This window comes from Mesorhizobium sp. dw_380, assembly GCF_018588885.1.
In the GTDB taxonomy this organism is placed as follows: Bacteria; Pseudomonadota; Alphaproteobacteria; order Rhizobiales; family Rhizobiaceae; genus Mesorhizobium.
The window spans coordinates 52663-66063 of record NZ_JAFFIW010000007.1 but is presented as its reverse complement, the minus strand read 5'-3'; the positions used below and the strand labels follow the sequence as shown (position 1 = coordinate 66063).

Below are 13401 nucleotides of genomic sequence, written 5' to 3'. Positions count from 1 at the left end.
AATGCCGGCAGCAGCCGAATTGCCGCTTGCCGGTCTCGTCGTCGTCGACATGAGCCAGTTCCTGTCCGGGCCCTATTGCTCGCTCAGGCTGCTCGATCTCGGCGCCCGCGTCATCAAGATCGAGCGCCCGGATGGCGGCGACCTGTCGCGCCGGCTCTATCTCAGCGACACAGAGATCGGCGGCGATTCCACCATCTTCCACGCCATCAACCGGGCCAAGGAGAGTTTCGCCATCGACCTCAAAAACGAGGCGGATCTCGAGGCTTTGCGCGGCCTGCTGGTGAAGGCAGACGTGCTGATCCAGAATTTCCGCCCGGGCGTCATCGAGCGGCTGGGCTTCGACTATGAGGCGGTGCGCAAGATCAATCCCCGCCTGGTCTATGCCTCGATCAGTGGCTATGGCGAGGAGGGCCCGTGGGTCAAGCGCCCCGGCCAGGATCTGCTGGCGCAATCGCGCTCCGGCGTGATGTGGCTGAACGGCGACGAGGACCAGGGGCCGGTGCCGTTCGGCCTTGCGATTGGCGACATGCTGGCCGGTGCTGCCTGTGCGCAAGGCATTCTGGCCGCATTGGTGCGGCGCGGTATCACGGGCCAGGGCAGCCTTATCGAGACCAGCTTGCTCGAAGCGTTGGTCGACTTTCAGTTCGAGGTGCTGACCACGCATCTCAATGATGGACGGCGCCTGCCGCGCCGCTCCAGCTTCCGCAGCGCGCATGCCTATCTCTCGGCGCCTTACGGCGTCTACCCGGCCAAGGACGGCTATCTCGCCATAGCCATGACGCCGATCCCCAAGCTGGCCGACCTGCTGTCGCTCGAAGAGTTGGCGCCTTATCGCGACAAGCCGGCATCGTGGTTCACCGCGCGCGACGACATCAAGGCGATCATCGCGCAGAGGATCGCCACCAAGACCATCGACGAGTGGCTTGATATTCTGGAGCCCGCCGACATCTGGTGCGCCAAGGTACTGACCTGGCCGGAAATGCTGGCGAGCGAGGGGTTCCAGTCGCTCGACATGCTGCAGACTGTGACGCGCGAGGACGATGTCTCGATCCTCACCACAAGTTCGCCGCTCCGGGTCGACGGTATCAGGGCCAAGGTCGACCGGGCGGCACCGCGCATCGGCGAGCACAGTGCCGCAATCCGCGAGGAGTTCGGACTATGACAGTGCTCAAGGGCATGACCTGGAGCCATCCACGCGGCTACGACCCGATGGTCGCGTGTTCGGCACAGTGGAAACAAAAGACCGGCATTGCCATCGAATGGGACAAGCGCTCGCTGCAAGATTTCGAAACCTTCCCGGTCGAGGAACTGGCGCGGGCCTTTGATCTCATTGTCATCGACCATCCGCATGTCGGCCAGATCACAGGGGAGCGCTGCCTCGAGCCGCTGGATATCGCCGGCCGCGAGACGGAGTGCGCAGCACTTGCCTCGGGCAGTGTCGGAAAATCTTACCCGAGCTACAACTGGCAGGGACGGCAATGGGCCTTCCCGATCGACGCGGCCAGCCAAGTCCAGGCCTGGCGACCGGATGCTCTCGATGCACCGCCGGCGCGCTGGAGTGAGGTGCTCGATCTCGCCCGGCAAGACCGCGTGCTGTTGCCGTTGCGGCCGCCGCATTCGCTGATGGTGTTCTACACGCTGGCCGGCAATCTCGGCCGTCCCTGCTCGACGGGCTCATCCCACGATCTCATCGACATGGAGACCGGCAGCGAAGTCTTCGAAGCGATGAGGGAGATCGCCTCATTGGTCGAACCGGCCTGCTTCGACATGGATCCGATTGCCGTCTCGGAACAGATGGCGGAGGCCGGTTCCCGGATCGTCTGCGCGCCGCTGATCTACGGTTACGTCTCCTATGCGATGGCTGGATTTCGCGCAAACCGGCTGGCCTTCGCCGATATTCCGGTCATCGGCTCGAACGGCCCGATCGGTTCGGCGCTCGGCGGCACTGGCATAGCGGTGTCGGCCTTTTCCATAGCCAGAGATGCGGCGATCGACTTCGCCTATTGGATCGCCAGCGGTGATGTCCAGCGCGGCGCCTATGCCGCCGCTGGCGGTCAGCCCGGCCACGCCGCGGCCTGGGAGGACCAGCAGGTCAATATCGCAACCGGCAATTTCTACAGGGATACGCGCGCGACGCTGGAGGCCGCGTGGGTGCGGCCGCGCCATGACGGCTACATGGCGTTCCAGCAGGCCGCATCCGACCGCATCATCGCCGGCCTGACTTCAAGGCATCGAGCGGGTCAGGTCGTCGCCGATCTCAATCGCCTGTTCCGGGAGAGTTTTCCCGTGCAGGTGTCCGGCGCTGCCGGTGGAGGAGCCTGAACGAGACGGCTAATCCAGCCGCCAGAGCTTGCGGGCGTTCGCGGACAACAGCCTGTCGCGTTCCGAAACGCTGCAGCCAGAAAGCAGCGCATGAGTCGCCGCAACCCAGGTCGAGAGACCGCCGCCGAGCGTGCAGACTGGCCAGTCGCTGCCCCAGACGACACGATCCCATCCGAACGCAGCGATGGTGTGTTCGACATAGGACCGCAGCGTCTCCACCGTCCAACTGCCGGGATCGGCATAGGCGACGACACCGGAAATCTTGGCCATGACGTTCGGGCGCCGCGCGATCTCGCTCATATGCTCGCGCCACGGATGCTCGCCATTGCCCTTGATGTCGGGGACGCCGCAATGGTCGAGGACGAATTGGACATCGGGCGCCAGGTCGGCCAGCGCGATCGCTTTCGGAATCTGGTGCGGCAGAACGACGAGATCGAAGGTCAGCCCGGTACCGCCGAGCCGCTTGATGTTGTCGCGGAATGCCGCGCCTTCCGAAAGGTCATCCGGCACGACATGGAGGACACGCCGAAAACCCTTGATGAAGGGATTTGCCCGCTGGCGTTCGAGGTAGGCTGCAAAGCCGGCCTCCTCCGGCCGGCAGGATGCGATCGCTCCGGTGAGCATGCTGCCTGATTGCCGCGACAGAACTTCGACGCGGGCGGTCTCGGCCTCGATGTCGGCCGGATCGACATCGACCTCCATATGCAGCACGCGCCCGACGCCGACACGCTGCGCCTCCGCGGCATACTCCTCATAGGAGAAATCGCGGTTGAGGGCCGGCACGCCAGCGAGCCAGGGATAGCGCAGCACCGAACGATCGATGAGATGCAGATGGGTGTCGATGATCATGGCGAGGCTCCTCCTCTGGCGTTTTCAATCATCTCACGGAGGAATTCTTCATTCAAATAAGAATTTAGCCCGATGAGCCGACGGCCGACCCGGCCAGATGCGACAGCTTCTCGCATGTTGCTAGCAGCAGCTCGATGGTCCTGGTAATGTCGGGCGCCGAAGGCGCATTGACCACGGTTATATAAGGGATGGACAGTGCCGCGATCGCCCTGCCGTCGGAACTGCGCACCGGTGCCGACAGGTTGAAGACGCCAGCGGTCTGCATCGAGGCCATCATCTCATAGCCGCGGTCGCGGATCTGGTCGAGCCGGGCGAAGAACTCGGCCGGCTGCGCGGTCTTGTCCGTGCTGCGGACGTGTTCGGAGATCATCATCTGCCGTTCCTCCGCTGAGCGGAAGGCGAGCAACACATGGCCAGAGCCGGTGTCGAACAGGCTGATGTGGGAACCGACACGGATCGAGATGCCCCAATAGTTCGGGGCCTCCTGCTGAGCGATCACCACGGCGGAACCGCGATCAAAAACAACAAGTTGGTTGGCCTGCTGCGAGGTCTCGGCGAGTTCGCGCATCAGCGGCGTGGCGTAGGAGACCAGCCGCCGCACGGGAGCATGCAATTGCGCCAGGCCGAACAGCTTGAGCGTCAGCGAATAGCGGTCGCCGTCCAGCCGCGTGACATAGCCGCGCCGCACCAGCCGGTCCAGCATACGGTAGAATTCGTTGGGGCTGCGCTCGAGTTTCTTGGCGATTTCGGCCTGCGTCAGGCCACCGTCGACGCCGGCCAGCAGTTCGAGGATATCGAGCCCCTTGTCGAGCGCCGGCGCACGGTAGCGCTCGTCCTCGCTGTCATCCATGGCTCATCCCTCCAGTGAAATCGATTCTTCATATACGCAGGAACATCGCCAGCGGAAACAAATTTCGCCTTGACGTCTCCATGAATGTTTTGTTTGTATATGAATGTAGCACTTCTTGTCATCAGACGAGTTGCGGTCGCCGGCCAAGGCGCACCAAGGGAGGATACCAATGAACAGACTGCTTTCCGGCGTGTCCGCCGGCGCATTGTTGCTTGCATTCGGTGCAGGCACGGCCCTTGCCGGCGACCTGCCCGGCAAGTTCGAAGGCGTTACCGTCGACGTGAAGCTGATCGGCGGCCAGCAATATGAAAAGCTCTACGAGCGCATTCCCGAATGGGAGAAGGCGACTGGCGCCAAGGTCAACATCCTGACCAAGAAGAACGGCTTCGACATCGACAAGGAACTCAAGTCCGACATCGCCTCGGGCAGCACCAACTGGTGCGTCGGCTGGAACCATTCCTCGTTCGCACCGCAATATACGGGTCTCTACACCGATCTCGGCAAATTGCTGCCCAAGGAAGAGATCGACGCCTTCGTGCCGTCGACGATCAAGGCGGCAACCATCGACGGCAAGCTGGAGATGCTGCCGCGCGCGCAGTTCGACGTCTCGGCACTCTACTACCAAAAGAGTCTCTACGAGAACGCCGACAACAAGACCAAATTCAAGGCGAAATTCGGCTACGATCTGGTGCCGCCGGACACCTGGAAGGAAGTCACCGACCAGGCCGAGTTCTTCGCCAACCCGCCCAATTTCTACGGCACGCAGTTCGCCGGCAAGGAAGAGGCGATCAACGGCCGGTTCTACGAGATGGTGGTCGCCGAGGGCGGCGAATATCTCGACAAGGACGGCAAGCCGGTCTTCAACTCCGAGGCCGGCATCCGGGCGCTCGACTGGTTCGTCAATCTCTACAAGGCCAAGGCCGTGCCGGCCGGAACCACCAACTACCTGTGGGACGATCTCGGCCAGGGCTTTGCCTCGGGCACCGTCGCCATCAACCTGGACTGGCCGGGTTGGGCCGGATTCTTCAACGATCCGAAGTCGTCCAAGGTCGCCGGCAATGTCGGCGTCAAGGTCGCGCCGAAGGGTTCTTCCGGCACGCGCACCGGCTGGTCCGGTTTCCACGGCTTCTCGGTCACGGAGAACTGCCCGAACAAGGAGGCCGCCGCGTCGCTGGTGTGGTGGCTGACCAACGAGGACAGCCAAAAGCTGGAAGCGGCCGCAGGCCCGCTGCCGACCCGCACCGCGGTTTGGGACTGGGACCTGAAGCAGGCCGAAAACGATCCGTACAAGAAGGAGGTTCTCTCCGCCTTCCAGGAAGAGGCCAAGCACGCTTTCGCCGTGCCGCAGACGCCTGAGTGGATCGAAATCTCGAACGCCGTCTACCCCGAATTGCAGGCGGCGATCCTTGGTGACAAGACGTCGAAGCAGGCGTTGGACGAAGCCGCCGCCAAGGCGACGCAGATCCTCCAGGACGCCGGCAAGCTCTAGCAAAACCACTCCCAAGGCTGCCTCCCCATCAGCAATGGGGAGGCGGTTGCGTTTCGCAGGACGTTCAGCGGTTCATCTGATCCTCGTCCCCGCTCCACGCATCGCCGCCAGTCCACAACATCTCAGGGATTCTGATGAAGGGCTTCAAGCCATCCGCGCCATTCCTGCTGCTGCTTCCGGCTGTCATCGTGCTGGCGGCGGTCGTCGTGGTGCCGTTGCTGCTCTCGCTCTATTCCAGCTTCACGCCGTTCCGCCTGACCAAGCCCGAGACATTCTTCGTCTTCGTCGGCTTCAGGAACTATCTCTCTATTCTGTCCAACAGCGATTTCTGGTGGGCGTTCGGCCGCACGGTGCTGCTGCTGACCATCGCGCTCAACCTCGAAATGCTGCTTGGCCTTGGCCTGGCCATGCTGGTCGAAAAGGCAACGCGCGGCCAGCGCATCCTGCGCACGCTGATGATGTTTCCGATGATGTTCTCGCCGATCCTGGTCGGCTTCCAGTTCAAGTTCATGTTCAACGACAATATCGGCTTGGTGAACAACGCCCTGCAGTCGCTCGGCATCACCAGGGATGCCATACCGTGGCTGATCGAGGGCCATCTCGCATTCATCGCCATTTCGATCGCCGAGATCTGGTCGTCGACGGCGATCTTCGCCATCCTGATCCTCGCCGGCCTGCTCGCCATGCCCAAGGAGCCGATCGAGGCGGCGCGTGTCGACGGCTGCACGCCGTGGCAGACATTCCGCTATGTGACGTTGCCGTTCGTCATGCCTTTCGCCTACATCGCCATGACCATCCGCTCGCTCGACGTCGCGCGCGCCTATGACATCGTCAAGATCATGACCGATGGCGGACCGGCGGGCCGCACCGAGCTGTTGTGGACGCTGGTGGCGCGCACCGCCTACAGCGACGGGCGCATGGGCATGGCCAACGCCATGGCCTATTTCTCGATCCTGCTGTCGATCGCCTTCACCGTCTATTTCTTCAACAAGCTCGCCGCGGCGCGCACGCAGATCGGTGCGGAGTGGTGATGGACGAGAATTCTTCCGCCCGCCTGAAGCGCCGGCTTCTTGGCATTGTCTATCGCATCGGCCTATTCCTGGCGATGCTGACCATCTGCCTGCCTGGTCTGTGGATCGTGCTGTCGTCGCTGCGGCCGACCGTCGAGATCATGGCCAAGCCGCCGGTGTGGATCCCGCAAGAAATTTCGTTCGACGCTTACGTCGCGATGTTCAGCGGCATCGGCAAGGGCGGCATTCCGGTCATCGAATATTTCCGCAACTCGCTGATCGTCTCGGTGACCTCGACGGTGATCGCGGTGGCCATTGGCATGGCCGGCGGCTACGCCTTCGCGCGCTATCGCTTCGGCGGCAAATCGAGCGTCTTCCTCGGCCTGATGTTGACGCGCACGGTGCCGGGTATCGCGCTGTCGCTGCCGCTGTTCTTCCTCTATGTGCGGCTCGGCATCATCGATACGCATTTCGGGCTGATCCTTGCCTATGTCGCGCTCAACGTGCCGTTCACGATCTGGCTGATCGACGGCTTCTTCCGCCAGGTGCCGAAGGACCTCGCGGAAGCGGCGCAGATCGACGGCTGTACGCGCTGGCAGGCGTTCTGGCAGGTCGAGTTCCCGCTTGCCGGACCGGGCATCGCATCCGCCGCGATCTTCGCGTTCCTGACCTGCTGGAACGAATTCGCGCTGGCCTCGCAGCTGACCCGCTCGGTCAGCGCCAAGACGCTGCCGGTCGGTCTGCTCGACTACACCGCCGAGTTCACCATCGACTGGCGCGGCATGTGCGCGCTGGCCGTGGTGATGATCATTCCGGCGCTCACCCTCACCTACATCGTCCAGAAACACCTTGTCGGCGGTCTGACCTCCGGCGCGGTGAAAGGCTGATCCAATGGCAACGGTTTCCCTCAGAAAACTGACCAAGCGCTACGGCAATATCGGGATCGTGCATGGCATCGATCTCGACATCGCCGACCGCGAATTCATCGCGCTGGTCGGCCCATCCGGCTGCGGCAAGTCGACGACGCTGCGCATGATCGCCGGTCTGGAGGAGATCAGCGCCGGCTCCATCGAGATCGGCGGGCGCGTCGTCAACGATCTGCCACCGCGCTCGCGCAACATCTCGATGGTGTTCCAGTCTTACGCGCTCTATCCGCACATGACGGTGCGCGAGAATCTCGGCTTCTCGCTGAAGATCGCCGGGGCGGCCAAGGAGGACATGGAGCGCCGTGTCGCCGAAGCCTCGGCCATACTCGGCCTCGACACGATGCTCGACCGCCGCCCGTCGCAACTCTCCGGCGGCCAGCGCCAGCGCGTCGCCATGGGCCGCGCCATCGTGCGCGACCCCGATGTCTTCCTGTTCGACGAGCCGCTTTCCAATCTCGACGCCAAGCTCAGAACGCAAATGCGCACCGAGATCAAGAAGCTGCATGCCAAGGTGCGGTCGACGGTGATCTACGTCACCCACGACCAGGTCGAGGCAATGACGCTTGCCGACCGCATCGTCATCATGCGCGATGGCCATATCGAACAGGTCGGCACGCCCGACGAGGTGTTCCGGCGGCCAGCGACGCGCTTCGTTGCCGGCTTCATCGGCTCGCCGCCGATGAATTTGCATGAGGCCACGATCGACGATGGCCAGATGGTTTTCGCCAGCGGCGACAAGCTGCCTTTGCCCGGCCAATTCAAAGCCAATGTCGCGACCGGGCACAAGGTCGTGTTCGGGTTGCGGCCGGACGACATCTATCCGACAGGCCACGGCATCAGTTCCGGAGGTGCGGCCGACGTCCACCAGATAGAGCTGCCGATCACGGTCACCGAACCGCTCGGCAATGAGACGCTGGTGTTCGTCGAATTCAACGGGGAAGACTGGGTGTCGCGCATGCTGAACCCGAGGCCGCTTAGGCCGGGCGAGCAGGTCGCCATGAGCCTGGACATGTCGCAGGCGCATCTGTTTGCCACTGAGACCGGAAAGACATTGCGGAGCTGACCGACATGGCCAAGATCGAGAAGATAGACCTGCGGATGGTGGACCTTGTGCCCAAGGTCAAGCGCACCGATGCCATCCAGAGCTTCGTCAGCCAGGAAACGCCGATCGTCACGATCACCGATTCCGACGGCGCGGTCGGCACCGGCTACAGCTACACGATCGGCACCGGCGGTTCTTCGGTAATGCGGCTCTTGTCCGACTATCTGGTGCCGCGCCTGATCGGCCGCGACCCCGACATGATCGAGGCGATCTGGCACGATCTCGAATTCGCCACCCATGCCACCACCATCGGAGCGATCACCGCCATCGCCATCGCGGCGATCGACACGGCACTGTGGGATCTCAGGGCGAAGAAGCAGAACCTGCCGCTGTGGAAGCTGGCCGGCGGCGCCAAGGACCGCTGCCCGCTCTACACGACCGAAGGTGGCTGGCTGCACATCGAGACGCAGGCGCTGGTGGACGACGCGCTGGCCGCCAAGGCTAGGGGATTTCGCGGCTCGAAGGTGAAGATCGGCAGACCGCACGGGTCGGAGGATCTTGCGCGCCTCTCGGCGGTGCGCAAGGCGGTCGGCGACGGCTACGAGATCATGACCGATGCCAATCAGGGGTTTTCGGTCGACGAGGCGATCCGGCGCGCGGCAAGGCTGCGCGACCTGGATCTCGCCTGGATCGAGGAGCCATTGCCGGCCGACGACATCGATGGCCATGTGAGGCTGTCGAACTCAACGCCGACGCCGATTGCTATCGGCGAGTCGCTCTATTCCATTCGCCATTTCCGCGAATACATGCAGAAGGGCGCCTGCTCGATCGTTCAGGTCGATGTCGGCCGCATCGGCGGCATCACCCCCTGGCTCAAGATCGCGCATGCGGCGGAGGCCTTCGACATTCCGGTCTGCCCACATTTTCTGATGGAATTGCATGTCAGCCTGACTTGCGCTGTTCAGAACGGGCGATATGTCGAGTACATTCCGCAACTCGATGAGTTGACCGGCAAGCATATGCGCATCGAGGATGGGCACGCACTGGCGCCCGACGAGCCCGGCATCGGCATCGATTGGGACTGGGACGCGGTCAAGGCCATGAGCATCGCCGAATTCACCACGGCGATCACCAAATAAGGAAACTGATATGCAGCGGATGGGAATGGTTCTGGGGCTGAAGCCGGAAAAAGTCGAGGAGTATGTCCGCCTGCATGCCGCCGTCTGGCCCGACGTGCTGACCATGATCTCGGCTTGCAACATCAAGAACTACTCGATCTACCTGAAGCGGCCGGAGAACCTGCTGCTTTCCTATTTCGAGTACCACGGCACCGACTACGCGGCCGACATGGCCAAGATGGCCGCCGATCCGAAGACGCAGGAGTGGTGGTCCGTCTGCATGCCATGCCAGGAGCCGTTGGCGACCCGCAAGGAAGGCGAATGGTGGGCTTCCATGGACGAGGTCTTCCATCATGACTGAAGGCGGTTTCGACCCTGCCTCACTCGTCCAGTCCTGGCCCAAGCCCTCAAAACCCCGGCCGATCGTCACCTTCGGTGCCGGTTCGATCGTCGGCGACGCACATTTCCCCGCCTATAGGAAAGCCGACTTCCCCATCGTCGGGCTGTACGATCCCGATCACGCCAAAGCTGAAAAGCTGGCCAGCCAATGGGGTGTGACAGCCTTCCGCTCGCCAGGGGAAGCCGCTGCCGTCGAGGGTGCAATCTTCGACCTCGCCACGCCGCCGTCGCGGCATGCCGACGTGCTGAAGGCTTTGCCCGACGGCGCCGTGGTACTGATCCAGAAGCCGATGGGCGGCACCCTTGCCGAGGCGACTGCGATCCTCGAGATCTGCCGCTCCAAGAAGCTGCAGGCGGCGGTGAATTTCCAGGGGCGCTTCGCCCCCATGATGCTGGCGCTCAAGGATGCCATCGCCAAGGGCTGGCTCGGCGAGATCGTCGACTTCGACGCCTGGCTGGCGCTGGCGACACCTTGGCAGCTGTGGGAATTCCTGCTCAAGGCGCCGCGTGTCGAGATCGCCATGCACTCGATCCACTATCTCGACCTGATCCGCCAATTGCTCGGCGACCCCAAGGGCGTGCATGCCAAGACGCTTGGCCACCCCAACCACAAGGTGGCGCAGACGCGCACCAGCGCCATTCTCGACTACGGCGATACCGTGCGCTGCGCGCTGTCGATCAACCACGATCACAAGTTCGGTGGCCGGCACCAGGCTTCCGAGTTCCGCATCTGTGGCACCGAGGGCGCTGCCTATCTCAAGCTCGGCCTCAATCTCGACTATCCGCGCGGCGAACCGGAAGTGCTGGAAATCTACCCGAAGGGCGGAACGGAATGGGTCGCGGTGCCGTTGACCGGCGCGTGGTTCCCCGATGCCTTCGTCGGCCGCATGGCCAATGTCCAGCGCTTCGCGGCCGGAGAAGACGCGACGCTTATCAGCCCGGTCGAGGATGCCTGGAGCACGATGGCGCTGGTCGAGGCTGCCTATCAGTCGAGTGCGGCGCCGGCGACGCCGATCGCGGAAAGGCCCTGATGGAACAGATCCAGTATTTCGAGGACTACGAGATCGGCTCCTCGCGGCTGACCAGCGGCCGCACCATCACCGAGACCGACTTCATCGTCCATGCCGGTCATACCGGCGATTTCTTCCCGCATCACATGGATGCCGAGTACATGAAGACGACGCCGTTCGGTCAGCGCATCGCGCATGGCACGCTGGTGTTCTCGGTCGGCATCGGGCTGACGGCCAGCATCGTCAACCCCGTCGCCTTTTCCTATGGCTATGACCGACTGCGCTTCATCAAGCCAGTGTTCATCGGCGACACGATCCGCACGCGCACCACTATCACCGCCAAGGAGGACGATCCCAAACGGCCGGGTTCTGGACGGGTGATCGAGCGCTGTGAGGTGATCAACCAGCGCGATGAGGTGGTGCTGGCCGCCGATCACATCTACATCGTCGAGCGCAAGCCGGCGCAGGGCTGAATTCAGGAGTTCCTATGAGCCGGTGGCGCGCGCGGTGACGCGCTCGAGCCCGAGCAGCAGGACCAGCGTCGCCACCACCAGGATCATGGTGAGCGCTGCTCCTGCGAAGATGTCGCCGCGGTCGGTGAGGCTGAAGATCGACACCGGCAGCGTCACCCAGCCCGGCGGATAGACCATCACGGTGGCGCCAAGCTCACCCATCGATAGTGCAAAGCTCAAACCGAAGGCGGCGACCAGATAGGGTGCGAGCAAAGGCAGCGTGACATGCCAGAGCCGGTAGGCCGGCCGCGCGCCGAGGCTCGACGCCACCTGCTCGAAGTCGGGCGAAAGCCGTGCCAGGCCGGCCGAGACATTGCCGAAGGTGAAGGCCGAGATCAGCACGAAATGCGCGATCATGACAATCGCGATAGTGCCGTTGAGCAGCAGCGGCGGATGGCTGAACGCAACAAGCAGGCCGAGTCCGACGGACACTGAAGGCACCGCACTTGGGATGAAGAACAGCAAGCCTAGCACCTTGCTCAGGGTTGCGCCCTGGATGCGGAGCGCAAGCGCTGCCCAGGTGCCGCTGACCAGCGCCAGTGCGCTGGCCAGGAAGCCGGTGACGAGGCTCGCCTTGACCGAATTCCACGCCGACCCCCGGACGACATCGGTGTAATGCTCCGTGGTCAAACCATTGGGCAGCACGCCGTTCCACTGGTCGGCCAGGCTGGATAGGAGGATGACCGCGAGCGGCGCCAGGAACAGCACGCCGAAGATGAGCGCGAAAAGCACCCACAACACGATGCGACCAGGGCGCGACCAGACCAGCATGGCTAGGTTCCCAACCGGCCGGCGGCGAAACGGTAGAGGCCGAACAGGCCGAGCGACAGCGGGGAATCGAGAAAGACCACCATTCCGTCCTTCATCAGGCCGGCGGCCGCCTTGCCGATCGCCGCCTTGCCACCGGCATTCTCCTGGCTGCGCAGGCTCATCGCCGGTTCGCTCGGCTCGAAGCGGGCAGCGCCGCCATGCACGATGTCGAGCTGTCCCTTGTCCGACAGGAGCTTCAGGTCGCGGCGGATGGTTTCGCGCGAGACGTCGAAGAAGCCGGCCAGTTCGGCGATGCTGACGGAACCCTGGGCGCCGAGGCGCTTCAAGATTTCATCATGGCGCCGCGTGGCAAGCGCACGCGATGGCGGAGGCGTATCTGGGGACATGACGATCCTGATGCCGGGCAATGATGTTGCAATATGTGGCAGTGAACCTGCGTGGAGGCAAGCTGTCGCCGGCTTCAGGCCCGGCCGCGAATACTCCAGCCTGCTTCAGCGCGGCGCACGGCCCGCCGGCAGCTTTCAGCAAGGCTGAGGCAGGTCGAGCGCGGAGCGCACCCGGCCAACGCCTCGCGTGTAGAGCATTGCGTCCTGAGCCGGGGCAAGCAAATCGGCATGCGGCGTGAATTCCGCGATGCGCTTGTTGAAGGCGATCTCGCCGCAGCCGGGAACCAGGCAGTCGAGCTTTCCCTTCGGGCATTGACTGAATTTGCAGAGCCGGCCGAGATAGGCATCGCTGACGGGCTCGATCAGAAAAACATCCAGCTGATGATCGGCGACACTGATCCCGGTTCCTTTCTCAAATGCCTCGCGCAGAGCGAAAGCGGCGGCCCGGCGCAATTCACCCAGCCGCTTTTGCGAATCGAGCCAGACCGCCAAGTCAAGATCACTGCATTCGTGCCAGACCTCGATCCGCGCGCGCCGGAATTCGCTGAAGCGCGGCACCTCTTTCCAAAGCGGCTTCGCGACGGAGCCGATTACGGCCACCGCAGCCACCTCGCGGAAGCGCGTCCAGGCATCGGTGACGACATCCGCCGCAGCACGGAACTGCCGCTGGCGTTGCACCATATAGCGGTCTTGTTCCTCGATAGCCGCGCGTCGCAT

Annotated in this window: 14 protein-coding genes and 1 pseudogene; 10 read left to right on the top strand and 5 right to left on the bottom strand. The window is 63.2% G+C overall.

Annotation, left to right across the window (positions count from 1 at the left end; translation table 11 throughout):
* Window position 1 precedes the first annotated feature (1 nt).
* Complete coding sequence (locus tag JT360_RS09305) at window positions 2-1162, top strand: CaiB/BaiF CoA transferase family protein (protein ID WP_214471228.1); 1161 nt, start codon at window positions 2-4, stop codon at window positions 1160-1162.
* On the top strand, window positions 1159-2322 hold the full coding sequence (locus JT360_RS09300) for an extracellular solute-binding protein (protein WP_214471227.1): 1164 nt from the start codon (window positions 1159-1161) through the stop codon (window positions 2320-2322). The genes JT360_RS09305 and JT360_RS09300 overlap by 4 nt, the downstream gene beginning before the upstream one ends.
* A 9-nt stretch (window positions 2323-2331) precedes the next feature.
* Here the strand turns inward: JT360_RS09300 and JT360_RS09295 are convergent, their stop codons facing one another.
* Together JT360_RS09295 and JT360_RS09290 are read right to left on the bottom strand one after the other, a co-directional pair.
* Window positions 2332-3171, bottom strand: a complete 840-nt coding sequence (locus JT360_RS09295; RefSeq protein ID WP_214471226.1) for an amidohydrolase family protein — start codon at window positions 3169-3171, stop codon at window positions 2332-2334.
* 64 nt (window positions 3172-3235) lie between these two features.
* Window positions 3236-4021 carry an IclR family transcriptional regulator gene (locus JT360_RS09290; protein ID WP_214471225.1) on the bottom strand — a complete coding sequence of 262 codons (786 nt, stop codon included), beginning with the start codon at window positions 4019-4021 and terminating at the stop codon, window positions 3236-3238.
* 169 nt (window positions 4022-4190) lie between these two features.
* Between JT360_RS09290 and JT360_RS09285 the strand changes: the two genes are divergently transcribed.
* The 8 genes from JT360_RS09285 to JT360_RS09250 all read left to right on the top strand — a co-directional run bounded on the left by JT360_RS09285 (window position 4191) and on the right by JT360_RS09250 (window position 11488).
* Window positions 4191-5510 (top strand): ABC transporter substrate-binding protein, encoded by a 1320-nt coding sequence (locus JT360_RS09285; RefSeq protein WP_214471224.1) that lies wholly within the window; start codon window positions 4191-4193, stop codon window positions 5508-5510.
* Between the two features lie 134 nt (window positions 5511-5644).
* Window positions 5645-6541, top strand: a complete 897-nt coding sequence (locus JT360_RS09280) for a carbohydrate ABC transporter permease (protein ID WP_214471223.1) — start codon at window positions 5645-5647, stop codon at window positions 6539-6541.
* Window positions 6541-7407, top strand: a complete 867-nt coding sequence (locus tag JT360_RS09275) for a carbohydrate ABC transporter permease (RefSeq protein ID WP_214471222.1) — start codon at window positions 6541-6543, stop codon at window positions 7405-7407. Before JT360_RS09280 ends, JT360_RS09275 begins: the two co-directional genes overlap by 1 nt.
* 4 nt (window positions 7408-7411) lie before the next feature.
* A complete protein-coding gene (locus JT360_RS09270; RefSeq protein WP_214471221.1) occupies window positions 7412-8509 on the top strand; it encodes an ABC transporter ATP-binding protein in 1098 nt (365 codons plus the stop codon).
* 5 nt (window positions 8510-8514) lie between these two features.
* Window positions 8515-9627, top strand: coding sequence for a mandelate racemase/muconate lactonizing enzyme family protein (locus tag JT360_RS09265; RefSeq protein ID WP_214471220.1), 1113 nt, complete (start codon window positions 8515-8517; stop codon window positions 9625-9627).
* A gap of 10 nt (window positions 9628-9637) precedes the next feature.
* Entirely contained in the window at window positions 9638-9967 is a 330-nt protein-coding gene (locus tag JT360_RS09260) for an L-rhamnose mutarotase (RefSeq protein WP_214471219.1), read from the top strand.
* Window positions 9960-11036, top strand: coding sequence for a Gfo/Idh/MocA family protein (locus JT360_RS09255; RefSeq protein ID WP_214471218.1), 1077 nt, complete (start codon window positions 9960-9962; stop codon window positions 11034-11036). The genes JT360_RS09260 and JT360_RS09255 overlap by 8 nt, the downstream gene beginning before the upstream one ends.
* Window positions 11033-11488: a MaoC/PaaZ C-terminal domain-containing protein gene (locus tag JT360_RS09250; protein ID WP_214471388.1), complete on the top strand. Its 456-nt coding sequence runs from the start codon at window positions 11033-11035 to the stop codon at window positions 11486-11488. The genes JT360_RS09255 and JT360_RS09250 overlap by 4 nt, the downstream gene beginning before the upstream one ends.
* 12 nt (window positions 11489-11500) lie before the next feature.
* Here the strand turns inward: JT360_RS09250 and JT360_RS09245 are convergent, their stop codons facing one another.
* The 3 genes and pseudogenes from JT360_RS09245 to JT360_RS09235 all read right to left on the bottom strand — a co-directional run bounded on the left by JT360_RS09245 (window position 11501) and on the right by JT360_RS09235 (window position 13401).
* Complete coding sequence (locus JT360_RS09245; RefSeq protein WP_214471217.1) at window positions 11501-12298, bottom strand: ABC transporter permease subunit; 798 nt, start codon at window positions 12296-12298, stop codon at window positions 11501-11503.
* A gap of 62 nt (window positions 12299-12360) precedes the next feature.
* Window positions 12361-12684, bottom strand: a pseudogene (locus tag JT360_RS09240) (DeoR family transcriptional regulator); the annotation flags it as partial.
* A 135-nt stretch (window positions 12685-12819) separates the two neighbouring features.
* Window positions 12820-13401 carry a hypothetical protein gene (locus JT360_RS09235; protein ID WP_214471216.1) on the bottom strand — a complete coding sequence of 194 codons (582 nt, stop codon included), beginning with the start codon at window positions 13399-13401 and terminating at the stop codon, window positions 12820-12822.

Coding starts and splice junctions, on each gene's coding strand:
- JT360_RS09275 (WP_214471222.1), top strand. CDS start 6,541: ATGGACGAGAATTCTTCCGCCCGCCTGAAGCGCCGGCTTCTTGGCATT.
- JT360_RS09270 (WP_214471221.1), top strand. CDS start 7,412: ATGGCAACGGTTTCCCTCAGAAAACTGACCAAGCGCTACGGCAATATC.
- JT360_RS09295 (WP_214471226.1), bottom strand. CDS start 3,171: ATGATCATCGACACCCATCTGCATCTCATCGATCGTTCGGTGCTGCGC.
- JT360_RS09300 (WP_214471227.1), top strand. CDS start 1,159: ATGACAGTGCTCAAGGGCATGACCTGGAGCCATCCACGCGGCTACGAC.
- JT360_RS09245 (WP_214471217.1), bottom strand. CDS start 12,298: ATGCTGGTCTGGTCGCGCCCTGGTCGCATCGTGTTGTGGGTGCTTTTC.
- JT360_RS09280 (WP_214471223.1), top strand. CDS start 5,645: ATGAAGGGCTTCAAGCCATCCGCGCCATTCCTGCTGCTGCTTCCGGCT.
- JT360_RS09265 (WP_214471220.1), top strand. CDS start 8,515: ATGGCCAAGATCGAGAAGATAGACCTGCGGATGGTGGACCTTGTGCCC.
- JT360_RS09255 (WP_214471218.1), top strand. CDS start 9,960: ATGACTGAAGGCGGTTTCGACCCTGCCTCACTCGTCCAGTCCTGGCCC.
- JT360_RS09290 (WP_214471225.1), bottom strand. CDS start 4,021: ATGGATGACAGCGAGGACGAGCGCTACCGTGCGCCGGCGCTCGACAAG.
- JT360_RS09285 (WP_214471224.1), top strand. CDS start 4,191: ATGAACAGACTGCTTTCCGGCGTGTCCGCCGGCGCATTGTTGCTTGCA.
- JT360_RS09305 (WP_214471228.1), top strand. CDS start 2: ATGCCGGCAGCAGCCGAATTGCCGCTTGCCGGTCTCGTCGTCGTCGAC.
- JT360_RS09260 (WP_214471219.1), top strand. CDS start 9,638: ATGCAGCGGATGGGAATGGTTCTGGGGCTGAAGCCGGAAAAAGTCGAG.
- JT360_RS09235 (WP_214471216.1), bottom strand. CDS start 13,401: ATGCGACGCGCGGCTATCGAGGAACAAGACCGCTATATGGTGCAACGC.